Origin of the sequence: Pseudomonas sp. Sample_11 (assembly GCF_004307505.1) — a bacterium.
Lineage (GTDB): Bacteria > Pseudomonadota > Gammaproteobacteria > Pseudomonadales > Pseudomonadaceae > Aquipseudomonas > Aquipseudomonas atacamensis.
The window spans coordinates 1-19,774 of record NZ_RCOD01000077.1 but is presented as its reverse complement, the minus strand read 5'-3'; the positions used below and the strand labels follow the sequence as shown (position 1 = coordinate 19,774).

Annotated in this window: 21 protein-coding genes; 11 read left to right on the top strand and 10 right to left on the bottom strand. The window is 61.2% G+C overall.

The features are described from left to right. The first annotated feature begins 7 nt into the window (after nt 1–7). On the top strand, nt 8–304 hold the full coding sequence (locus tag D8U60_RS21010; protein WP_122610899.1) for a DUF1330 domain-containing protein: 297 nt from the start codon (nt 8–10) through the stop codon (nt 302–304). 138 nt (nt 305–442) lie between these two features. Here D8U60_RS21010 and D8U60_RS21005 read toward each other — a convergent pair whose 3' ends face one another. The 7 genes from D8U60_RS21005 to D8U60_RS20970 all read right to left on the bottom strand — a co-directional run bounded on the left by D8U60_RS21005 (nt 443) and on the right by D8U60_RS20970 (nt 5,782). Next, on the bottom strand, nt 443–1,006 hold the full coding sequence (locus D8U60_RS21005; protein ID WP_024013191.1) for an NUDIX hydrolase: 564 nt from the start codon (nt 1,004–1,006) through the stop codon (nt 443–445). A gap of 1 nt (nt 1,007) precedes the next feature. Next, nucleotides 1,008–1,772: a GntR family transcriptional regulator gene (locus D8U60_RS21000; RefSeq protein ID WP_016775014.1), complete on the bottom strand. Its 765-nt coding sequence runs from the start codon at nt 1,770–1,772 to the stop codon at nt 1,008–1,010. Nucleotides 1,773–1,829: 57 nt separating this feature from the next. Then, nucleotides 1,830–2,219, bottom strand: a complete 390-nt coding sequence (locus tag D8U60_RS20995; protein WP_130900843.1) for a carboxymuconolactone decarboxylase family protein — start codon at nt 2,217–2,219, stop codon at nt 1,830–1,832. 130 nt (nt 2,220–2,349) lie between these two features. After that, nucleotides 2,350–2,835 (bottom strand): flavin reductase family protein, encoded by a 486-nt coding sequence (locus D8U60_RS20985; RefSeq protein WP_071172702.1) that lies wholly within the window; start codon nt 2,833–2,835, stop codon nt 2,350–2,352. Between the two features lie 12 nt (nt 2,836–2,847). Beyond that, nucleotides 2,848–4,329: an aldehyde dehydrogenase gene (locus tag D8U60_RS20980; RefSeq protein ID WP_024013188.1), complete on the bottom strand. Its 1,482-nt coding sequence runs from the start codon at nt 4,327–4,329 to the stop codon at nt 2,848–2,850. Next, on the bottom strand, nt 4,326–5,159 hold the full coding sequence (locus D8U60_RS20975) for an alpha/beta fold hydrolase (protein ID WP_024013187.1): 834 nt from the start codon (nt 5,157–5,159) through the stop codon (nt 4,326–4,328). Before D8U60_RS20975 ends, D8U60_RS20980 begins: the two co-directional genes overlap by 4 nt. A 32-nt stretch (nt 5,160–5,191) precedes the next feature. Then, nucleotides 5,192–5,782: an amino acid synthesis family protein gene (locus D8U60_RS20970; protein WP_007968626.1), complete on the bottom strand. Its 591-nt coding sequence runs from the start codon at nt 5,780–5,782 to the stop codon at nt 5,192–5,194. A 449-nt stretch (nt 5,783–6,231) separates the two neighbouring features. Here D8U60_RS20970 and D8U60_RS20965 point away from each other — a divergent pair, with 449 nt between their 5' ends. Together D8U60_RS20965 and D8U60_RS20960 are read left to right on the top strand one after the other, a co-directional pair. After that, nucleotides 6,232–7,275: a YCF48-related protein gene (locus D8U60_RS20965; RefSeq protein ID WP_130900842.1), complete on the top strand. Its 1,044-nt coding sequence runs from the start codon at nt 6,232–6,234 to the stop codon at nt 7,273–7,275. Continuing rightward, nucleotides 7,272–9,656 (top strand): RND family transporter, encoded by a 2,385-nt coding sequence (locus D8U60_RS20960; protein ID WP_130900841.1) that lies wholly within the window; start codon nt 7,272–7,274, stop codon nt 9,654–9,656. The genes D8U60_RS20965 and D8U60_RS20960 overlap by 4 nt, the downstream gene beginning before the upstream one ends. Nucleotides 9,657–9,807: 151 nt before the next feature. On the opposite strand, the gene D8U60_RS20955 is transcribed toward D8U60_RS20960, so the two are convergent. Together D8U60_RS20955 and D8U60_RS20950 are read right to left on the bottom strand one after the other, a co-directional pair. Further along, complete coding sequence (locus tag D8U60_RS20955; protein WP_130900840.1) at nt 9,808–10,527, bottom strand: FadR/GntR family transcriptional regulator; 720 nt, start codon at nt 10,525–10,527, stop codon at nt 9,808–9,810. Between the two features lie 196 nt (nt 10,528–10,723). Further along, on the bottom strand, nt 10,724–12,460 hold the full coding sequence (locus tag D8U60_RS20950) for an IlvD/Edd family dehydratase (protein ID WP_130900839.1): 1,737 nt from the start codon (nt 12,458–12,460) through the stop codon (nt 10,724–10,726). 192 nt (nt 12,461–12,652) lie between these two features. On the opposite strand from D8U60_RS20950, the gene D8U60_RS20945 reads away from it, so the two are divergent. The 6 genes from D8U60_RS20945 (at nt 12,653) to D8U60_RS20920 (ending at nt 18,763) form a co-directional block, all read left to right on the top strand. Continuing rightward, on the top strand, nt 12,653–13,975 hold the full coding sequence (locus D8U60_RS20945) for an MFS transporter (protein WP_024013183.1): 1,323 nt from the start codon (nt 12,653–12,655) through the stop codon (nt 13,973–13,975). Between the two features lie 156 nt (nt 13,976–14,131). Then, entirely contained in the window at nt 14,132–15,124 is a 993-nt protein-coding gene (araD1, locus tag D8U60_RS20940) for an AraD1 family protein (protein ID WP_130900838.1), read from the top strand. Between the two features lie 9 nt (nt 15,125–15,133). Beyond that, on the top strand, nt 15,134–16,714 hold the full coding sequence (locus D8U60_RS20935; RefSeq protein ID WP_125927348.1) for an aldehyde dehydrogenase (NADP(+)): 1,581 nt from the start codon (nt 15,134–15,136) through the stop codon (nt 16,712–16,714). Nucleotides 16,715–16,953: 239 nt separating this feature from the next. After that, nucleotides 16,954–17,265 carry a DUF5629 family protein gene (locus D8U60_RS20930; protein WP_130900837.1) on the top strand — a complete coding sequence of 104 codons (312 nt, stop codon included), beginning with the start codon at nt 16,954–16,956 and terminating at the stop codon, nt 17,263–17,265. After that, complete coding sequence (locus D8U60_RS20925) at nt 17,252–18,427, top strand: lactonase family protein (protein ID WP_130900836.1); 1,176 nt, start codon at nt 17,252–17,254, stop codon at nt 18,425–18,427. The genes D8U60_RS20930 and D8U60_RS20925 overlap by 14 nt, the downstream gene beginning before the upstream one ends. A gap of 156 nt (nt 18,428–18,583) precedes the next feature. Next, nucleotides 18,584–18,763, top strand: coding sequence for a hypothetical protein (locus D8U60_RS20920; protein WP_122698106.1), 180 nt, complete (start codon nt 18,584–18,586; stop codon nt 18,761–18,763). Between the two features lie 279 nt (nt 18,764–19,042). Here the strand turns inward: D8U60_RS20920 and D8U60_RS20915 are convergent, their stop codons facing one another. Continuing rightward, nucleotides 19,043–19,234, bottom strand: coding sequence for a hypothetical protein (locus D8U60_RS20915; RefSeq protein ID WP_073471119.1), 192 nt, complete (start codon nt 19,232–19,234; stop codon nt 19,043–19,045). Between D8U60_RS20915 and D8U60_RS20910 the strand changes: the two genes are divergently transcribed. Together D8U60_RS20910 and D8U60_RS20905 are read left to right on the top strand one after the other, a co-directional pair. Next, on the top strand, nt 19,233–19,445 hold the full coding sequence (locus D8U60_RS20910) for a hypothetical protein (RefSeq protein ID WP_039763920.1): 213 nt from the start codon (nt 19,233–19,235) through the stop codon (nt 19,443–19,445). The two genes, D8U60_RS20915 and D8U60_RS20910, sit on opposite strands and share 2 nt — an antisense overlap. Continuing rightward, a complete protein-coding gene (locus tag D8U60_RS20905; RefSeq protein WP_039763921.1) occupies nt 19,442–19,699 on the top strand; it encodes a hypothetical protein in 258 nt (85 codons plus the stop codon). The genes D8U60_RS20910 and D8U60_RS20905 overlap by 4 nt, the downstream gene beginning before the upstream one ends. The last annotated feature ends 75 nt before the right edge of the window (nt 19,700–19,774 follow it).

Below are 19,774 nucleotides of genomic sequence, written 5' to 3'. Positions count from 1 at the left end.
GGTCACTATGAAGGCGTACTGGATTGCACATGTGGATATAGCCGATGCCGAGCACTACAGCCAATACACCCAGCGCACCCCGCAGGCGATTGCCGCATTCGGCGGCAGGTTTCTCGCCAGAGGCGGGCGCAGTGAAGCGCTGGAAGGGCGGCAGACGCCACAGCGCACGGTGATCATCGAGTTTGAAAGCTACGAAACAGCCGTCGCGTGCTACCGCTCGGCGGCGTATCAGGAGGCGAAAAGTTATCGCGAAGAATGGGCGAGGGCGGAGATCATCATCGTTGAAGGCATCAACCCAATTTAAGCCACACTGATGATCGTTCCCACGCTCCGCGTGGGAATGCCGCCCGGGACGCTCTGCGTCCCATCCAGAGCCGAACGCGGAGCGTCCGTAGAGGCATTCCCACGCGGAGCGTGGGAACGATCAGGGGACTGGTGATTTTTAGCGCATGAAATGAATCTTGCCGCTATCGTCATTGCCCATGTAGATCCCATACACCCCAGCCTGGCGCTCTTCGATATAGCGCTCGAGAATCTGCCGGATCGCCGGGTAGTAGATCTGCTCCCAGGGAATCTCTTCCGGGGCGAAGAATTTGTAATCCATGGTCTCCGGCCCGTACTGCCCGGTGATCTCCAGGGCGATGGCGCGGAATATGATGTACACCTCGCTGATTTTCGGCACGCTGAAAATCGAATACGGCGAGACGATTTCCGCGCGCACGCCGCTTTCTTCCCAGACTTCACGCAGCGCCGCCTGCTCGGTGGTTTCACCGCTTTCCATGAAACCGGCCGGCAGCGTCCAGGTGCCGGGGCGCGGGGGAATCGCCCGTTGGCACAAGAGGTATTTGCCGTCCTGCTCGATGATGCAGCCGGCAATGATCTTCGGATTGACGTAGTGGATGTAGCCGCAGCCGCGGCACATCAGGCGCTCGTGCGTATCGCCCGGCGGCGTCTGCTGACCAAGGTCAGGGCCACCGCATTTCGGGCAAAAGCTCGGGCTGAACATGTCATTGACCTATGCGGGGTTCTTTCAGCGCGATCGGCAGGGTGATCGCCGGGGTGCCTTTGACGGCGACGCCGGTTTCTTCCTGCTTGCGCTTGAGGTAATCGAGGGCCACGGCAGCCGCCGCGCGGACGTGATCGACACACGCCTGATGCGCCGCCAGCGGATCGCCGCTCTTGATCGCCTCGACCATTTTTTCCATCTCGTGATTACTCGCGCCGCGTCGGTTCTCCTGGGACACCGAGGTCGCGCGCAGATAGCTGATGCGTGCCTGCAACTGACGCAATTGGGTGGCGGCGACATGGTTGCCCGAACCTTCGAGCAGCACGTCGTAGAAGCCCTGCACCGAGTCGATCACCTGTTGCAACTCGCCGTCCTTCAACGCCTTGCGGTTGTCGTCGAGGGCTTTTTCCAGGGCTTTGATGTCCTTGGCTTTGGCGCGCAGGGTGAACAGCTGGACGATGAGGCCTTCGAGCACACAACGCAGTTCGTAGATATCGACGGCGTCGTCGAGGGTGATGATGGCCACGCGCGGGCCTTTGGCATCGGCGAATTCGACGAGACCTTCGGATTCGAGGTGACGCAAGGCTTCGCGCACTGAAGTGCGGCTGACACCGAGGCGATCGCACAGGTCGCGTTCGACCAGACGATCGCCTGGCATGAGCTGGAAATTCATGATCGCGCTACGCAGTTTGTCCAGCACGATTTCGCGCAGGGTAACGGGGTTGCGATTGACCTTGAAGCTGTCGTCGAGTGGCTGGCGTTTCATGGGGTCCGCTCTTGAGCTTGGCTGTCCATGCCAGACGGGCATCAAAACAGCCGAGGGTTAACTGGAGGCCTCGGCGTCGGCTTCGGCAAAGGCTTCACGAGCCAGCCGGAAACTGTCCACGGCCGCCGGAACGCCGCAATAAATGCCGACCTGAAGCAGAATTTCGCGTATTTGCTCACGACTCAGGCCGTTACGCAAGGCGCCACGCACATGCAGCTTGAGTTCATGCGGGCGGTTGAGCGCCGAGATCATCGCCAGGTTGATCATGCTGCGCTCCTTGAGCGACAGACCCTCACGCCCCCAGACATGGCCCCAGCAGTATTCGGTGACCATTTCCTGCAGCGGACGGGTGAAATCGTCGGCGTTCTCGATCGAGCGCTGAACATAGGCTTCGCCCAATACCTGGGTGCGGATTTTCAGACCTTTTTCATACTTCGCGTTACTCATAAATCCTCCAGTCACCACAGATCCCTCGTGTAGGAGCTGCCGAAGGCTGCGATCTTTTGACTTTGACTTTTGAAAACAAGATCAAAAGATCGCAGCCTTCGGCAGCTCCTACAGGGATTGTGTGAATTCGTCAGGCCAGAGTCGGCAACGGGCCGAGCTTGCCCTTGTGATAAATCATCGGCGTCACCGGTTGCTCGGGCAGGATCAGGTTCTTCACTGCGCCGACAATGATCGCGTGATCGCCGCCGTCGTATTCACGCCACAGCTCGCACTCGATGATCGCCGTCGCCTTGGCTAGGATCGGGTTGCCCAGATCGCTCAGGTGCCACTCGATGCCCTTGGCCTTTTCCTTGCCCTTGCCGGCGAACGCGTAGGCTTCGGCGGTCTGCTCGGCGGAGAGCAAATGGATGGCGAACTTCTTGCTGTCGCGCAGCACCGGATAAGTGTCGGAGGCGTAGTTAGGGCAGAACAGCACCAGCGCCGGGTCGATCGACAGCGCGCTGAACGCGCTGGCGGTGATGCCGACGATGCCGCCGTCCGGGTCGAGGGTGGTGACCACCGTGACGCCGGACGGGAACGAGCTCATGACGTCTTTGTAAATGCCGGGTTCGATCATTTCGCAGGACTCCTAGCGCATCACAAACGGATCAGGCATTGGCGCCTGGGAGAGGTTGATCCACACCGTTTTCAGTTCGGTGTAGGCCAGCACCGAATCGATGCCGCTTTCGCGTCCATAGCCACTGTTCTTGAAGCCGCCGATCGGCGCCATCGCCGAGACTGCGCGGTAAGTGTTGACCCAGATGATCCCCGAGCGCACATCGCGCGCCAGACGATGGGCGCGGCCGAGGTCGCGGGTCCAGATGCCGGCAGCGAGGCCGAACTGCGAGTCGTTGGCGATCGCCAGCGCTTCGGCTTCGTCTTTGAAACGAATCACCGAAGCCACCGGGCCGAAGACTTCTTCCTGCATGATCTTCATCGAATTGCGGTCGCACTCGAACAGCGTCGGCTCGTAGAACCAGCCTTCACCGAGATCCGCCGGACGCTTGCCACCGGTGCGCAAACGCGCGCCTTCGGCGATCGCATCGGCGACCAGACCTTCGACCACCGCCAGTTGCTGCGCGGTGGCCATCGGACCCATCTCGCTATTGTCTTCCTGTGGGTTGCCGATGCGAATGCGCTGGGCGCGCTCGACCAGACGATTGACGAATTCGTCGTAGATTTCGTCCTGCACCAGCAAGCGCGAACCAGACACGCAACTCTGCCCGGACGCCGCGTAGATGCCGGCAATCGCACCGTTAATTGCACTGTCCAGATCGGCGTCGGCGAAGATGATATTCGGCGACTTGCCGCCCAGTTCCAGCGACAGCTTGGCGAAGTTTTCGGCGCTGCTGCGCACCACATGCCGTGCCGTCGCCGCGCCGCCGGTGAAGGCGATCTTGCGGATCAGTGGATGGCGGGTGAGGGCGGCGCCGGTGCTCGGGCCGTAACCGGTGACGACGTTGACCACGCCCGGCGGAATCCCGGCTTCGAGGGCCAGGCGTGCCAGCTCAAGAATGGTCGCCGAGGCGTGCTCGGACGGCTTGATCACAATCGTGTTGCCGGCGGCGAGGGCCGGGGCCAGTTTGATCGCGGTCAGGTACAGCGGGCTGTTCCATGGAATGATCGCGGCAACCACACCCATGGCTTCGTGCACGGTGTAGGCAAACAGGTCGGGCTTGTCCAGCGGCAGGGTGCCGCCTTCAAGCTTGTCAGCGAGGCCTGCGGTGTAGTGGAAGAACTCCGGCAGATAGCTGACCTGGCCACGGGTTTCGCGGATCAGCTTGCCGTTGTCGCGGCTTTCCAGCTGCGCCAGGTGTTCCTTGTTTTCTGCGATCAGATCGCCGAGGCGACGCAGCAGTTTGCCGCGCGCAGTGGCGGTCAGGCCGCGCCAGGCCGGGCTGTCGAAGGCATTTTGCGCTGCTTGCACGGCGCGTTCGACGTCCGCTTCATCGGCGTCGGGCAGTTCCGCCCAGGCTTGCGCGGAGGCCGGGTTGAGGCTTTCGAAGGTCTTGCCGGAGAGGGCGTCGACCCAGTCTCCGCCGATGCACATCTGGAAGCGTGCGAGTGTCATGCAACGATCCCCTTTATATGGTTTTGTCGGGCGTGTGCGAATTGGAGAAATTCCAGCAGCATCTGGTTGACCAGACGCGGCGACTCTACCGGCATCATATGCCGTTGCTCGGGCAGCACGGCAACCTTCGCAGCGGGGATGCGTCGGGCCAGTTGCTCGGCCATTTCCGGGGTCGAACCGGGGTCGAGTTCGCCGGTGGCGATCAGCGTCGGTGCCTGAATGCTGCTCAGGTCGTCGGCGCGGTACATGTCCTGGGTGGCAAACAATTCGTAGGTGGTCAGGTAGCCCTGCGGATCGTTGTTGGCCAAGGTCTGGCGCAATGCGGCGATCTGCGCCGGGTTGGCCGCCTGATATTCACGGCTGAACCAGCGCGACAACGCCGCTTCGGCATTGGCGTCCGGGCCGTGTTCGGCAGCCTGCGCAGTGCGGGCAATCACGCCGGCACGCTGTTCTTCGCTGCGGTTGAACACGCTGTTCAGCACCACCAGGCTTTGCAGGCGCTCCGGGTAATGCAGGGCGAAGGCCCGCGCGACCAGGCCGCCCATGGAGAAACCGATCACCGCTGCCTGGGGCAGATTGAGGTGATCGAGCAGCTCGAGCAACTGATCGGCGTAACCGAGCAGGTCGGTGCCGCTGGCCGGGCGCGGGCTGGCGCCGTGGCCGAGCATGTCGTAGGCGATCACCTGGTACTGGCTGGCGAGGCCGACAATCTGCCCGCCCCACATTTCTTTGTTCAGGCCCACGCCGTGGATCAAGACCACGGGCTGGCCTTGGCCGGTCGCCAGGTAACTGGTGCCAGCCGGGGTGAGTTCAGCGGTGAGCCGAATCATGGAGCGCTCCTGCAATGCCTTTCTTGTTGTGATTACTGGGCTTTTTCGGCGGCCAGTTCTTCCAGATCGATGTAGCGGTTGCCGATGCGCGGGTGCAGGCGGCCACCGTCGGCGCAACCCAGCACGACGACGATTTCGTCAGCACGCGGCGCGTCTTCGATCTGCATTTCCAGGGTGATGTAGTGCGAACGCAGGCCTTCGTCGTCCTTGTGCATCATCGGGATCTGAATCGACGTGCCCGGACCGCCGCGCTTGTTGGTGAAGCTCAGGTAGCTCTTGGCTTTTACCGCTTCGCGATAGTGATTGCCGAAGCGTAGGGTGTGGATGACGGCGGAGGCGTGTTCGATCTCGCCATCAGCGCCGACGACCGCCGCTTTACCGTAGGCCTCGATCTTCTCGGCACCGCCGATGATCCCGACCAGACGCTCGACCATCATCGCGCCGAGGTCTGAGCAGTTGGCGCGGATCTGCGGCTTGAGGTCTTCGACAAAACCGTTGCCCACCCAAGGGTTCTTCATCACCACGGCGAGGCCGACCATGGTCACCGGCTTGTCAGTAGCCTTGCCGCCTTCGATGAAGGTTTCTTCGACATAGCTGACGATCTTGCGAATTTCGAAACTCATGAGCTGCTCCGTTGGGGATTGAGAGTGTCTGTGCGTCTGATGGTATACCATAATACCGATCCTGCAAGTCCCTCTGATGAGATTTGCCTCATCACCCCGGCGAATGGTCATGTATTCAAATCCCCAAGCTACCGCCAACCCCTGTGGGAGCGAGCTTGCTCGCGAATGCGGTGTATCAGTCACCCTGTTTATTGGATGACCCACCGCTTTCGCGAGCAGGCTCGCTCCCACAGGGAAAATGATGGGTTACAGAGAGCCGCTTTCGGTTAACAAAAGATAACGCGGCGCCGATTGTCAGACATTTGCAAAGCCCGATAGGATGAGCCAGCTTCCGAAGGGGCTCTGGATTGCGGGTTTCAGGACTATGCTTCTGAAACGCCAGTAGCCGAGCACCCTTGCGGCGCCCTTGAAGGCCCGATGGCCCAACAATAATAAATAGGGGAAGGTCTATGAGTCGTTGCCGCCCGCCGGCGTTACGCAACACCGCGTTGCTGGCCACAGCACTCTCGCTGCTGGGCTTCGCCACGTTATCGGCACCTGTGATTGCCGCCGAGGCCCCGGCTGACGTGGTCTATGCCACCGAATCGGCCAAGGCCGCAAAAAGCCTGATTCTTGATGTCGTCCACGCTGGCGCGCGTCTGGTCGCGGTCGGCGATCGCGGGCACATCGTCTATTCCGATGATCAGGGCAAAACCTGGACCCAGGCCAAGGTGCCAACGCGGCAACTGCTCACCGCCGTGTATTTCGTCGACGACAAAAACGGTTGGGCCGTGGGCCACGACGCGCAGATTCTCGCCAGCGCAGACGGCGGTCTGACCTGGACCAAACAATTCGAAGACCTCGCACGCGAATCGCCGCTGCTCGACGTCTGGTTCAAGGACGCCAGCAGCGGCTTTGCCGTGGGCGCCTACGGCACGCTGCTGGAAACCTCCGATGGCGGCAAGCACTGGGAAGACGTCAGCGATCGCCTCGACAACGAAGACCAGTTCCACCTCAACGCCATCGCCGCCGTGAAAGACGCCGGGCTGTTCATCGTCGGCGAGTCCGGCAGCATGTTCCGCTCCGCCGATGACGGCCAGACCTGGGAAAAGCTTGAAGGCCCGTACGAAGGTTCGCTGTTCGGCGTGATCGGCACGGCGCAGCCGCAGACCCTGCTGGCGTACGGCTTGCGCGGCAATCTTTACCGCTCCACTGATTTCGGCAGCAACTGGGAGCAGGTCGAACTCAAAGCCACACGCGGTGCACTGGAGTTCGGCCTGTCCGGCGGCACGCTGCTGGAAGACGGCTCGATCGTCATCGTCGGCAACGGCGGCTCGGTGATCAGCAGCAGCGACAACGGCGAAACCTTCAGCGTGTTCAACCGCCCGGATCGCATTTCGCTGTCGTCGGTCACCGCCGCCGGCAACGGCAACCTGATTCTGACCGGGCAGGGTGGCTTGCACATCACCCAGCCAAACGGTGCCGAGACCAATAACAAGAAGGCGGGGCTATGACTTCCTTGATCACTCCTCAGCAGGAAAAGGCGACGGTTCTCGAGCGCCTGATCTTCAACAACCGTCCGGCCGTGATCCTGATCTGCCTGGTGGTGAGCATTTTCCTGTTCTGGCAGGCCACGCTGATTCGGCCGTCGACCAGTTTTGAAAAAATGATCCCGCTGCAGCATCCCTTCATCGAAAAGATGATGGAGCACCGCAACGATCTGGCGAACCTGGGCAACACCGTGCGTATTTCGGTGGAGGCCACCGACGGCGACATCTTCTCCAAGGAGTACATGGAGACCCTGCGCCAGATCAACGACGAAGTGTTCTACATTTCCGGCGTCGACCGTTCCGGCCTCAAATCGCTGTGGAGCCCGAGCGTACGCTGGACCGAAGTGACCGAAGAGGGTTTCGCCGGCGGTGAAGTGATTCCGCAGAGCTACAACGGCTCCCAGGACAGCCTCGATCTGCTGCGCAACAACGTGCTCAAGTCCGGCCAGGTCGGGCGTCTGGTGGCCAACGACTTCAAGTCGAGCATCGTCGACATCCCGCTGCTCGAGGCCTATCCGGACCCGCAGGATCAGGGCAAGTTGCTGGCGCTGGACTATCGCCAGTTCTCCCATGAACTCGAAGACAAGATCCGCAACAAGTTCGAAGCGCAGAATCCCAACATCAAGATCCACATCGTCGGTTTCGCCAAGAAAGTCGGTGACCTGATCGACGGTCTGGTGATGGTGGTGCTGTTCTTCGGGGTCGCCTTCGTCATCACCCTGATTCTGCTGCTGTGGTTCACCAACTGCCTGCGCAGCACCATTGCGGTGTTGAGCACGACGCTGGTGGCGGTGGTCTGGCAGCTCGGGTTGATGCACTTCTTCGGCTTCGGGCTCGACCCGTATTCGATGCTGGTGCCGTTCCTGATTTTCGCCATCGGCATTTCCCACGGCGTGCAGAAAATCAACGGTATCGCCCTGCAATCCAGCGAGGCCGATAACGCCCTGACCGCTGCGCGGCGCACCTTCCGCCAGTTGTTCCTGCCGGGGATGATCGCGATTCTGGCCGATGCGGTGGGCTTCATCACACTGCTGATCATCGACATCGGCGTGATCCGTGAACTGGCGATCGGCGCGTCCATCGGCGTTGCGGTGATCGTGTTCACCAACCTGATCCTGCTGCCGGTGGCGATTTCCTATGTCGGCATCAGCAAGCGCGCGATTGCCAAGAGCAAGAAGGACGCCAACCGCGAGCATCCGTTCTGGCGCCTGCTGTCGAACTTCGCCAGCCCGAAAGTCGCACCGGTTTCGGTAGCGCTGGCGCTGATCGCCTTCGGTGGTGGCCTCTGGTACAGCCAGAACCTGAAGATCGGCGACCTCGACCAGGGCGCGCCGGAACTGCGTCCGGACTCGCGTTACAACAAGGACAACAACTTCATCATCAGCAACTACTCGACCAGCTCCGACGTGCTGGTGGTGATGGTCAAGACCAAGGCTGAAGGCTGCTCGCGCTACGAAGCCATGGCGCCGATCGATCAGCTGATGTGGAAGATGCAGAACACCGAGGGCGTGCAGTCGGCGATCTCGCTGGTGACCGTGTCCAAGCAGATGATCAAGGGCATGAACGAGGGCAACCTGAAATGGGAAACCCTGTCGCGCAACCCGGACGTACTGAACAACTCGATCGCCCGCGCCGATGGCCTGTACAACAACAGCTGCTCGCTGGCGCCAGTGCTGGTGTTCCTCAACGATCACAAAGCTGAGACCCTCGATCGTGCGGTCAACGCGGTGCAGGAGTTCGCCAAGGAAAACAACAAGGACGGCCTGGAATTCATCCTCGCTGCCGGTAACGCCGGGATCGAAGCAGCCACCAACGAAGTCATCAAACAGGCTGAGCTGACCATCCTGATTCTGGTGTACATCTGCGTGGCGGTGATGTGCATGATCACCTTCCGCTCATGGGCAGCGACCCTGTGCATCGTCTTGCCGCTGGTGCTGACCTCGGTGCTCGGCAACGCGCTGATGGCGTTCATGGGCATCGGCGTGAAAGTCGCGACGCTGCCGGTGGTGGCGTTGGGCGTGGGGATCGGCGTGGACTACGGCATCTACATCTACAGCCGCCTTGAGAGTTTCCTGCGTGCCGGGCTGCCGTTGCAGGAAGCCTATTACCAGACGCTGAAGTCGACCGGTAAAGCGGTGCTGTTCACCGGCCTGTGCCTGGCGATCGGCGTATGCACCTGGATCTTCTCGGCGATCAAGTTCCAGGCCGACATGGGCCTGATGCTAACCTTCATGCTGCTGTGGAACATGTTCGGCGCGCTGTGGCTGCTGCCAGCGCTGGCCAAGTTCCTGATCAAGCCGGAGAAGCTGGCGGGGCAGAAGGGCAATTCGCTGTTTGCCCACTGATCTGAAGGCCTGAAACGACAAAGCCGCAACCTTGAGGGGTTGCGGCTTTTTTTGTGAATCAAGATCAAAAGATCGCAGCCTTCGGCAGCTCCTACAGGGGAACGCATTCCAAGGTAGGAGCTGCCGAAGGCTGCGATCTTTTGACTTTGCTCTAAGTGAGCTCAGCGCCAAGCACCACACTCAACGCACTACGCGCATCATCCAACTGCACCAGCGTCGCATGTCGGGCGCCCAGGGCATCGCGGTTCTCGATGGCGGTCAGGATCGCCTTGTGCCTCGGCAGCGCCAGTTCATGCAGATTCGGCCGTTGATTGGAATGCTTCAACGCCTCGGCAATTGCTACCGCCAACATGTTGCACAGGTTCGACAGCAGGTCGTTGTGCGTCGCATCGGCGATGCGGCTGTGGAAGTCCAGGTCCGGTTGCAACAGCGCTTCCGGGGTCGGCGCGGCTTCCATGCGTTGATAGGCTTCGTTGATCGCGGCGATGTCGGCATCAGTCGCATGCTGAGCGGCGAGGGCGGCGGCTGCCGGTTCGATGATGCTGCGCACGCTGGTCAGCACGTTGAAGAATTCATTTTGCGGGCTGCTTTGCATCAGCCAGTGCAGCACGTCCGGGTCGAGCATGTGCCATTCGCGGCGCGCCTTGACCACGGTGCCGACGCGCGGTTTGGAATACACCAGCCCCTTGGCCACCAGCACCCGCGTGGCTTCGCGCAACACCGGCCGACTGACCGCGTACTCCTCGCACAGCAGGGCTTCGGCGGGCAGTTTGTCGTCGGGCAAAAAGCGTCCGGAGACGATCTGCATGCCCAGTTCCTGGACGATGCGCGAGTGCATGCTTTTACGGTCGGAAGGTTTGCGGTAATCCATGGGGAGTGGCGCGATCCTGAGCGATGGAGATGCCGCGCATCATAGCAGGCACGGCACAATCTTGAGGTAGGCAATGATCGTTCCCACGCTCTGCGTGGGAATGCCTCAAGGGACGCTCCGCGTTCCAGCTCTGAAAGGGACGCGGAGCGTCCCGGGCTGCATTCCCACGCGGAGCGTGGGAACGATCAGTGGGGTGTCAATGGGAGTGACGCGGAACCTCGGCGCCTCGGCAACCGACGAGGAAGTCAAAGTCGCAACCCTGATCCGCCTGCAGCACGTGATCGATGTACAGCTGACGATAACCGCCCACCAGCAATTGCTGCGGTGCTTGCAGATCGGCCATGCGTGCGGCCAGTTCAGCAGCCGGAATGTCCAGATGCAAACGGCCGCTGGCACAATCGAGCTCGATCCAGTCGCCTTCCTTTACTGCCGCCAAAGGCCCGCCGGCTGCGGCTTCCGGGGCGACGTGCAGAACCACCGTGCCGTACGCGGTGCCGCTCATGCGTGCATCGGAAATACGCACCATGTCGGTCACGCCTTCTGCCAGCAGCTTGGCCGGCAGGCCCATGTTGCCGACTTCAGCCATGCCCGGATAACCCTTCGGCCCGCAGTTCTTCATTACCAGAATCGAATGCTTATCGACGTCCAGCTCCGGATCGTTGATCCGCGCCTTGTACATGTCGAAGTTCTCGAACACCACCGCGCGACCGCGATGCTGCATCAGTTCAGCGCTAGCGGCGGACGGCTTGAGCACCGCGCCCAACGGCGCCAGATTGCCGCGCAACACACAGATGCCACCGTCAGCGCGAATCGGGTTGTCGAGGGTGCGGATCACTTCGTCCTCGCCGTAGATCGGCGCGTCCTTGGTGTTCTCGCCGATGGACTTGCCGTTGACGGTCAGTGCGTTCGGGTTGGGGATCAGATTGGCTTCGCCGAGGCGACGCAGTACCGCTGGCAAACCACCGGCGTAGTAGAACTCTTCCATCAGGAAACGCCCGGACGGTTGCAGGTCGACGATGGTCGGCATGCCGCGACCGATGCGGGTCCAGTCGTCCAGATCGAGCTCGACGCCGATGCGCCCGGCGATGGCTTTCAAGTGGATCACGGCGTTGGTCGAACCGCCGATGGCGGCGTTGACGCGAATGGCGTTCTCGAAGGCTTCCTTGGTGAGGATCTTCGACAATTTCAGGTCTTCACGCACCATCTCCACCGCACGCATGCCGGACATGTGCGCCAGCACATAACGGCGTGCATCCACCGCCGGAATCGCCGCGTTGTGCGGCAGCGAAGTGCCCAGCGCTTCAGCCATGCACGCCATGGTCGACGCGGTGCCCATGGTGTTGCAGGTGCCCGCCGAACGCGACATGCCGCCCTCGGCTGCGAGGAAGTCATCGATGGTGATGGTGCCGGCCTTGACCTGTTCGCTGAGCTGCCAGACCACGGTGCCAGAGCCGATGTCCTTGCCCTTGTGCTTGCCGTTGAGCATCGGCCCGCCGGTGACGACGATGGCCGGCACGTCGCAACTGGCCGCGCCCATCAGCAGTGCTGGAGTGGTTTTGTCGCAACCGGTGAGCAGCACGACGCCGTCGATCGGGTTGCCGCGAATCGCTTCTTCAACGTCCATGCTCGCCAGGTTGCGGGTGAGCATGGCCGTCGGGCGCAGGTTCGATTCGCCATTGGAGAACACCGGGAATTCCACCGGAAAACCCCCGGCCTCGATCACCCCGCGTTTGACGTGCTCCGCGATCTGGCGGAAGTGCGCGTTGCACGGTGTCAGTTCCGACCAGGTATTGCAGATGCCGATGATCGGCTTGCCGTGGAACTGATGGTCGGCGATGCCCTGATTCTTCATCCAGCTGCGGTACATGAAGCCGTTCTTGTCGGCCGTGCCAAACCATTGGGCGGAGCGCAGGGTGGGTTTCTTATCAGACATGATCGATTCTCTTATTGTAAGACTATTGTTTGCGAGCTGACGCTTAATCTAAGCGCAAAATCGACGCTTTGGAAGTGTTGTTGGGTAATTAGTATTACTATATAGTCGTTTTCGACGGAGGGATGGCCCTGGCTGTTTTGGCGAGAGGCGTCCCCCGAGGTTCTATAAAAACAACAATCGGAGACCGATCTCATGAGCCAGGAATTGCGGCTTGTCCGGCGCATCACACTGAAACTGATTCCCTTCCTGATCCTGCTGTACCTGATCGCCTATGTGGATCGCTCCGCCGTCGGCTTCGCCAAGCTGCACATGGGCGCCGACATCGGCATCGGCGATGCCGCCTACGGCCTCGGTGCCGGGTTGTTTTTCATTGGTTACTTTCTTCTAGAGATTCCCAGCAACCTGATGCTCGAACGCTTCGGCGCGCGGCGCTGGTTCGCGCGGATCATGATCACCTGGGGCGCGATCACCATCGGCATGGCCTTCGTGCAAGGGCCGCACAGCTTCTATGTGATGCGCTTTCTGCTCGGCGCGGCCGAGGCGGGCTTCTTCCCCGGCGTGCTGTACTACATCACCCAATGGTTCCCGGTGCGCCATCGCGGCAAGATCCTCGGCCTGTTCATCCTTTCGCAACCCATTGCGATGATGATCACCGGTCCCGTGTCCGGCGGTTTGCTGGGCATGGACGGCATCCTCGGCCTGCACGGCTGGCAGTGGCTGTTCATCGTCATCGGCACCCCGGCGATCCTGCTGACCTGGCCGGTGCTGCGCTGGCTGCCGGACGGCCCGCAGCAAGTGAAGTGGATGGATCAGGCGGAAAAAGACTGGCTGACCGGCGAGCTGAAAAAGGACTTGCAGGAATACGGCCAGACCCGTCACGGCAATCCGCTGCATGCGCTGAAAGACAAACGTGTGTTGCTGCTGGCGCTGTTCTATCTGCCAGTGACCCTGAGCATTTATGGCCTCGGCCTGTGGCTGCCGACACTGATCAAACAGTTCGGCGGCAGCGATCTGGTCACCGGGTTCGTCTCGTCGGTGCCATACATTTTCGGGATCATCGGCCTGCTGATCATTCCGCGCAGTTCCGACCGCTTGAATGATCGCTACGGCCACTTGGCGGTGCTCTATGTGCTCGGTGCGCTGGGCCTGTTCCTCAGTGCCTGGCTGTCGCTGCCGGTAGCGCAACTGGCGGCGCTGTGTCTGGTGGCGTTCGCGTTGTTCTCGTGCACAGCGGTGTTCTGGACCTTGCCAGGGCGCTTCTTTGCTGGCGCGAGTGCGGCGGCGGGGATTGCCTTGATCAACTCGGTCGGCAACCTCGGCGGTTACATCGGGCCGTTCGTGATCGGCGCGTTGAAGGAATACACCGGCAATCTGGCTTCAGGGCTGTATTTTCTCTCGGGCGTGATGGTGTTCGGGCTGATTCTGACCGGCATCGTTTACCGCGTGCTGGAACGCAAACACGTGTTGCCCGTCGACCAGTTCGCAGCAAGTGCCCGTGGCGCGACCCGAACCTGACACCTATGGATCAATTACCACCCCTGTGGGAGCTGGCTTGCCAGCGATGACGGCGGCACATCCAACATTGATGTGTCAGACCGGTTGCTATCGCTGGCAAGCCAGCTCCCACAGGGTTTTGCGGTGTTTCGGAATTTTGGATAAAGGAGAGGACATATGCATCTGGTTCAATTCGAATTACCCAACGGCGAGCGCCGTGTCGGCGTGGTCGACAACGGTCAGGTCCGCGAAGTCGAGGACGCCCGCAGTGTCCGTGATCTGGCCCTGGCCGCGATCGAGGCCGGCAGCTCCCTTGAGCAGCAAGTGCAAAGCCTCGGCCTCGGCGCCAGTCACGACTATGGGCAGTTGCTCAAAGACCTGCGCATCCTGCCGCCACTCGATCACCCGGACCCGGCACACATGCTGGTCAGCGGTACTGGTCTGACCCATCTCGGCAGTGCTTCGGCGCGGGACAAGATGCACCAGCAGGCCGGCGATGAAGCGGCGATGACCGACACCATGCGCATTTTCAAGTGGGGCGTGGAGGGTGGCAAACCGGCGGCGGGGCAGGCCGGCGTGCAACCAGAGTGGTTCTACAAGGGCGACGGCAGCATTGTCGTGCGTCCGGGGCAGCCGTTCCCGCTGCCGCCGTTCGCCGAGGACGCCGGCGAAGAGCCGGAGATGGCCGGCCTGTATGTCATCGGCAACGATGGCAAGCCGTATCGCCTCGGTTTCGCCGTCGGTAACGAGTTCTCCGACCACGTCATGGAGCGCAAGAATTACCTGTACCTCGCGCACTCGAAATTGCGCAGTTGCAGTTATGGCCCGGAACTTCGCACCGGTGAATTGCCTCAACACCTTGCCGGCACCAGCCGAATCCTGCGTGACGGCGAAGTGCTCTGGCAGAACGAGTTCCTCAGTGGCGAGGCCAACATGTGCCACAGCCTGGCGAACCTCGAGTACCACCACTTCAAATACAGTCAGTTCCTGCGTCCGGGCGACGTGCACATTCACTTTTTCGGCACTGCGACCCTGTCGTTTGCCGACGGCATCCGCACTCAGCCGGGCGACACGTTCGAGATCAGCCAGGCCGATTTCGGCGCTGCGCTGGTCAACGGTATCGCACCGGTCAAAGCGGCTTTTGAACCGGACAGCATCGGCACCCTTTAAGGAGATCCCATGACTCAGATTCTCGGTCACAACTACATCGGCGGTCAGCGTAGCGCCGCCGGCAGCGTCAAACTGCACTCGGTCGACGCCAGCACTGGCGAGGCCCTGCCGCATGATTTCATTCAGGCCACGGCCGAAGAAGTCGACGCCGCCGCCAAGGCCGCCGCTGCGGCTTACCCGACCTATCGCAGCCTCAGCGCCGAACGTCGCGCGCAGTTCCTCGACGCAGTCGCCGATGAACTCGATGCGCTTGGCGACGACTTCGTTGCCGTGGTCTGCCGCGAAACCGCGCTGCCGGCCGGACGCATTCAGGGCGAGCGTGGTCGCACCAGCGGGCAGATGCGTCTGTTCGCCAAAGTCCTGCGTCGTGGTGATTTCTACGGCGCACGGATCGATCAGGCATTGCCGGATCGCCAGCCGCTGCCACGTCCGGATCTGCGTCAGTACCGCATCGGCCTCGGCCCGGTCGCGGTGTTTGGTGCGAGCAACTTCCCGCTGGCGTTCTCCACTGCCGGTGGCGATACCGCAGCAGCACTGGCTGCGGGTTGCCCGGTGGTATTCAAGGCCCACAGCGGCCATATGGCCACCGCTGAACTGGTCGCCGACGCGATCATTCGTGCCGCAGAAAAAACCGGTATGCCCGCTGGCGTGTTCAACATGATCTACGGTGGTGGCGTCGGCGAATGGCTGGTCAAGCATCCGGCGATTCAGGCCGTTGGCTTCACCGGTTCGCTGAAGGGCGGTCGCGCCCTGTGCGACATGGCTGCTGCTCGCCCGCAACCGATCCCGGTGTTTGCCGAGATGTCGAGCATCAACCCGGTCATCGTGCTGCCGCAGGCACTGGCCACACGTTCGGAAACCGTCGCCCGCGACCTCACCGCTTCGGTGGTTCAGGGTTGCGGTCAGTTCTGCACCAACCCGGGTCTGGTCATTGGTATTCGCTCTCCGCAGTTCAGCGCGTTTGTCCAACAAGTCGCCGCTGCGATCGGCGATCAACCGGCGCAAACCATGCTCAACGCCGGTACCCTCGGCAGCTATGGCAAAGGCCTGGAAAAGCTTCTGGCGCACAGCGGCATCGAGCATCTGGCCGGTAATCAGCAGCAGGGCAATCAGGCGCAGCCGCAGTTGTTCAAGGCCGATGTCAGCCTGTTGATCAACGGCGATGAAGTGCTGCAGGAAGAAGTGTTCGGCCCGACCACAGTAATCGTCGAAGTGGCCGATCAGGCACAACTGAGCGCGGCGCTGCACGGCCTGCACGGTCAATTGACCGCGACGATCATCGGTGAGCCGTCTGACTTCGAGCAATTCGCCGAGCTGACGCCGCTGCTGGAACAGAAAGTCGGGCGTATCCTGCTCAACGGTTATCCGACCGGTGTCGAAGTGTGCGATTCGATGGTGCATGGCGGGCCGTACCCGGCGACGTCCGATGCGCGCGGTACGTCGGTGGGCACGCTGGCGATCGATCGCTTCCTGCGCCCGGTGTGCTTCCAGAACTACCCGGACAGCTTGCTGCCCGAACCGCTGAAGAACGCCAACCCGCTGCGGATCCAGCGCCTGGTGGATGGCAAGCCATCGCGTGAGGCGATCTAGCCAGCACCGCGATTTTTTGTGTTGATCGTTCCCACGCTCTGCGTGGGAATGCAGCCCGGGACGCTCTGCGTCCCATTGGAACGCGGAGCGTCCCTAGAGGCATTCCCACGCAGAGCGTGGGAACGATCAGCTGGCACACCGCCTTCGCGAGCAGGCTCGCTCCCACAGAGGTTCCAGCAGCGGCCTTCGGATCACATTGGGCTATCATTGGCCCTTTCCCCCTAGAAAGACTGTTTGCCATGACTGCCCAAACCCTTCTCAACGCCCTCGAACACTGCGGTATGGTCGAAATCGATGGCCTGCACGCCTTCGAATTCGCCCTCGACGAGGACGATAACCTGCACATCGAATGCATCGATGGCCGCGAAGCCAAGCACTGGGAATTCACCCCGGCGCAGGTCGCGCAAGCGACGTTCGATGAGACGCTGCAGAGCTGGCTGATCGTCGGTTACGCCAGCGACACCAAGACTTCGGGCGAGCATCGTCTGGTGTGCCTCGGCGACGTAGTCAGCAGCAGCGACGATGAGGATGACAATAATGAAAATGCGTAACTTCTGGCCTTTGCTGATGGCCGGCAGCGTCGGCGCGATGGGGCTTTCCAGCGCCTCTGCCGACACCTTGCAGCTGCTGGTCGGCTCCTACACTGCCGGTTCCAGCCAGGGCATCTACCGCATGCAGTTCGACAGCGCCACCGGCCAGATCGACGCCAAGCCGCTGCAAGTGGTCAAGACCGAAAACCCGTCCTGGCTGACCCTCTCGAAAGACCAGAAGCGCTTGTTCGTGGTCAACGAAAACGGCCCGGGCCAGACCGATCCGGTCGGCCGCGTCAGCAGCTTCGCCATCGACCCGAAAACCCATGCGCTGAGCCTGATCAATCAAGTGCAGAGCCTCGGTAACGAGCCGACCCATTCCAGCCTCAGCGCTGATGCCAAACACCTGTTCGTCAGCAACTACTCGGTGATGGAAGATCCGGGCGGCACCCTGGCGGTATTGCCGGTCGATGCCGACGGCCAGCTGAAACCGGTGGTGCAGATGAGCGGCCACCCGGCCAGTCGGGTCAATCCTGAGCGTCAGGCTTCCAATCATGTGCACTCGACGGTGTCTTCGCCGGACGGGCGCTATGTGTTCTCCAATGATTTGGGCGCGGACAAGGTTTTCATCTATCAATACGACCCGAAGGCCAACCCGCACTTGCCGCTAACCCCGGCGAAAACCGCCTCGGTAGCCTTGCCGGCCGGTAGTGGCCCGCGTCATCTGCTGTTCAGCGCTGATGGCAAACACGCTTGGCTGACCATGGAGATGAGCGCGCAGGTTGCGGTGTTCGACTACAACGACGGCGTACTGACCCAGACGCAACTGGTCGATCTCGCGGCGAGCCAGCCAACCTCGGACAAGGCCGGCGCGGCGCTGCATGCTTCGGCTGACGGCAAGTTTCTCTACGTGAGCAATCGCGGCACAGCCAATCAGCTCGTAGTGTTCAGCATTGATCCTGCGACCGGTCAGCTCAAAGAGCTGCAAAAGCGCTCGGTCGAGGGTGATCACCCGCGCGAGTTTGCCCTTGATCCGAGCGGTAAATTCGTCTTGATTGCCAACCAGAAGAGCAACCAGATTGTCGTCGTCGAACGCGATGCCAAGACCGGTCTGCTGGGCAAAACCGTGCAAAAACTGCCGATGGACGCGCCAAGCGATCTGAAATTCCTGGTGCGACAATAAGCCACAGGCCCCGCTCTGCGGGGCCTGCATTGTTGTATTAATTGCACTGATATCGGCTAATGCTACAAAAGATTTCAAGCGAGTAACCCTCGAGCGTTACGTTTGTTTCACAGCCCGACCGGGCAAACCAAGCAAACGAACACGAGGGTTACCGCCATGAACTTCAATCTCTTCTCCGTCATCGCCGCTTCCGCCATTTCTGCCACCGTGGTATTGCCAGCCGGTGCCAACGTCGAAATCGCCAACAAAAAATCCCACACCCAGAGCTACACCCAGAAATACCTGCAACAAAGCGCCAACTTCTACGCCGCGCTGGATCACAAAACCCAAGCCTGAGCGCACCGTTCTCCTGTAGGAGCTGCCGAAGGCTGCGATCTTGATCGTTCCCATGCTCTGCGTGGGAATGCCTCTTGGGACGCTCCGCGTCCAGTGACGCGGAGCGTCACGGGCTGCAAAGCAAAATCAAAAGATCGCAGCCTTCGGCAGCTCCTACGCGCGCGCGTAACCTGATCGTTCCCACGCTCTGCGTGGGAACGCAGCCCGGGACGCTCTGCGTCCCATTGGAACGCGGAGCGTCCCTTGAGGCATTCCCACGCGGAGCGTGGGAACGATCAATCAGAAGATCGCAGCCTTCGGCAGCTCCTGTGCGCGTACGCGTTCTGCACTCATAGGTTTTCTCTCGCCGGCAAATAGAGCCGCTAAATAATCAACGAAGCTGATATTCACCATTGCAAACCCTGAGTGGTTGCTTCGGCTTTTTTGATTGATTCTGTGGCCATCGAAACCTTTGCCCACGGAGAACACCATGGCCAGCGCAATCCTCACTTCCGCCAAACGCGGCGCCTATCTGGCCATCGGTCTGTACCTGGCCGTGGTGCTGTTCGTCAGCATCGGCGCGCAGATGGAACACAGCTTCGACGCCCCGATCGACGTCGCCCACCCCGGCATCCAGTTCGAACTGCGCTCGCAAAGCGCGATGGTCGACAGGGCCGAACTCGCAGGAGTCGGCGGCGCATGAAAGGCTACAGACTCTGGGTCATCGCCAGCCTCGCGCTGATGACCAACGGCGCCTCACTCCTGGGGTTTGGCCAGGGCTCGGTGGGCGGTTTGGCCCGGGCCATAGAGGCCAACCACAACATCGCCCACAACATTGAAAGAGCCAACACGCTGGGGCTGATGGCCGGCAATCCACCGGTCAAGGTCGCGGTGGATTTTCTCGGTCCGTTTGAAGTGGATTGCATGGCGCTGGGCATGTGCAACGCCCTGGCCTGACGAAGATCGTTCCCACGCTCTGCGTGGGAATGCCTCAAGGGACGCTCCGCGTTCCAATGGGACGCAGAGCGTCCC

What these genes read in the sequence shown, in the direction of transcription:
- D8U60_RS20915 (WP_073471119.1), bottom strand. Translation starts at nt 19,234, where the DNA reads ATGGTGTTCTCCGTGGGCAAAGGTTTCGATGGCCACAGAATCAATCAA.
- D8U60_RS20950 (WP_130900839.1), bottom strand. Translation starts at nt 12,460, where the DNA reads ATGTCTGATAAGAAACCCACCCTGCGCTCCGCCCAATGGTTTGGCACG.
- D8U60_RS21010 (WP_122610899.1), top strand. Translation starts at nt 8, where the DNA reads ATGAAGGCGTACTGGATTGCACATGTGGATATAGCCGATGCCGAGCAC.
- D8U60_RS20970 (WP_007968626.1), bottom strand. Translation starts at nt 5,782, where the DNA reads ATGAGTTTCGAAATTCGCAAGATCGTCAGCTATGTCGAAGAAACCTTC.
- D8U60_RS20925 (WP_130900836.1), top strand. Translation starts at nt 17,252, where the DNA reads ATGAAAATGCGTAACTTCTGGCCTTTGCTGATGGCCGGCAGCGTCGGC.
- D8U60_RS20910 (WP_039763920.1), top strand. Translation starts at nt 19,233, where the DNA reads ATGGCCAGCGCAATCCTCACTTCCGCCAAACGCGGCGCCTATCTGGCC.
- D8U60_RS20935 (WP_125927348.1), top strand. Translation starts at nt 15,134, where the DNA reads ATGACTCAGATTCTCGGTCACAACTACATCGGCGGTCAGCGTAGCGCC.
- D8U60_RS20930 (WP_130900837.1), top strand. Translation starts at nt 16,954, where the DNA reads ATGACTGCCCAAACCCTTCTCAACGCCCTCGAACACTGCGGTATGGTC.
- D8U60_RS20980 (WP_024013188.1), bottom strand. Translation starts at nt 4,329, where the DNA reads ATGACACTCGCACGCTTCCAGATGTGCATCGGCGGAGACTGGGTCGAC.
- araD1 (WP_130900838.1), top strand. Translation starts at nt 14,132, where the DNA reads ATGCATCTGGTTCAATTCGAATTACCCAACGGCGAGCGCCGTGTCGGC.
- D8U60_RS21005 (WP_024013191.1), bottom strand. Translation starts at nt 1,006, where the DNA reads ATGTTCAGCCCGAGCTTTTGCCCGAAATGCGGTGGCCCTGACCTTGGT.
- D8U60_RS20955 (WP_130900840.1), bottom strand. Translation starts at nt 10,527, where the DNA reads ATGGATTACCGCAAACCTTCCGACCGTAAAAGCATGCACTCGCGCATC.
- D8U60_RS20995 (WP_130900843.1), bottom strand. Translation starts at nt 2,219, where the DNA reads ATGAGTAACGCGAAGTATGAAAAAGGTCTGAAAATCCGCACCCAGGTA.
- D8U60_RS20920 (WP_122698106.1), top strand. Translation starts at nt 18,584, where the DNA reads ATGAACTTCAATCTCTTCTCCGTCATCGCCGCTTCCGCCATTTCTGCC.
- D8U60_RS21000 (WP_016775014.1), bottom strand. Translation starts at nt 1,772, where the DNA reads ATGAAACGCCAGCCACTCGACGACAGCTTCAAGGTCAATCGCAACCCC.
- D8U60_RS20975 (WP_024013187.1), bottom strand. Translation starts at nt 5,159, where the DNA reads ATGATTCGGCTCACCGCTGAACTCACCCCGGCTGGCACCAGTTACCTG.
- D8U60_RS20945 (WP_024013183.1), top strand. Translation starts at nt 12,653, where the DNA reads ATGAGCCAGGAATTGCGGCTTGTCCGGCGCATCACACTGAAACTGATT.
- D8U60_RS20960 (WP_130900841.1), top strand. Translation starts at nt 7,272, where the DNA reads ATGACTTCCTTGATCACTCCTCAGCAGGAAAAGGCGACGGTTCTCGAG.
- D8U60_RS20905 (WP_039763921.1), top strand. Translation starts at nt 19,442, where the DNA reads ATGAAAGGCTACAGACTCTGGGTCATCGCCAGCCTCGCGCTGATGACC.
- D8U60_RS20965 (WP_130900842.1), top strand. Translation starts at nt 6,232, where the DNA reads ATGAGTCGTTGCCGCCCGCCGGCGTTACGCAACACCGCGTTGCTGGCC.
- D8U60_RS20985 (WP_071172702.1), bottom strand. Translation starts at nt 2,835, where the DNA reads ATGATCGAACCCGGCATTTACAAAGACGTCATGAGCTCGTTCCCGTCC.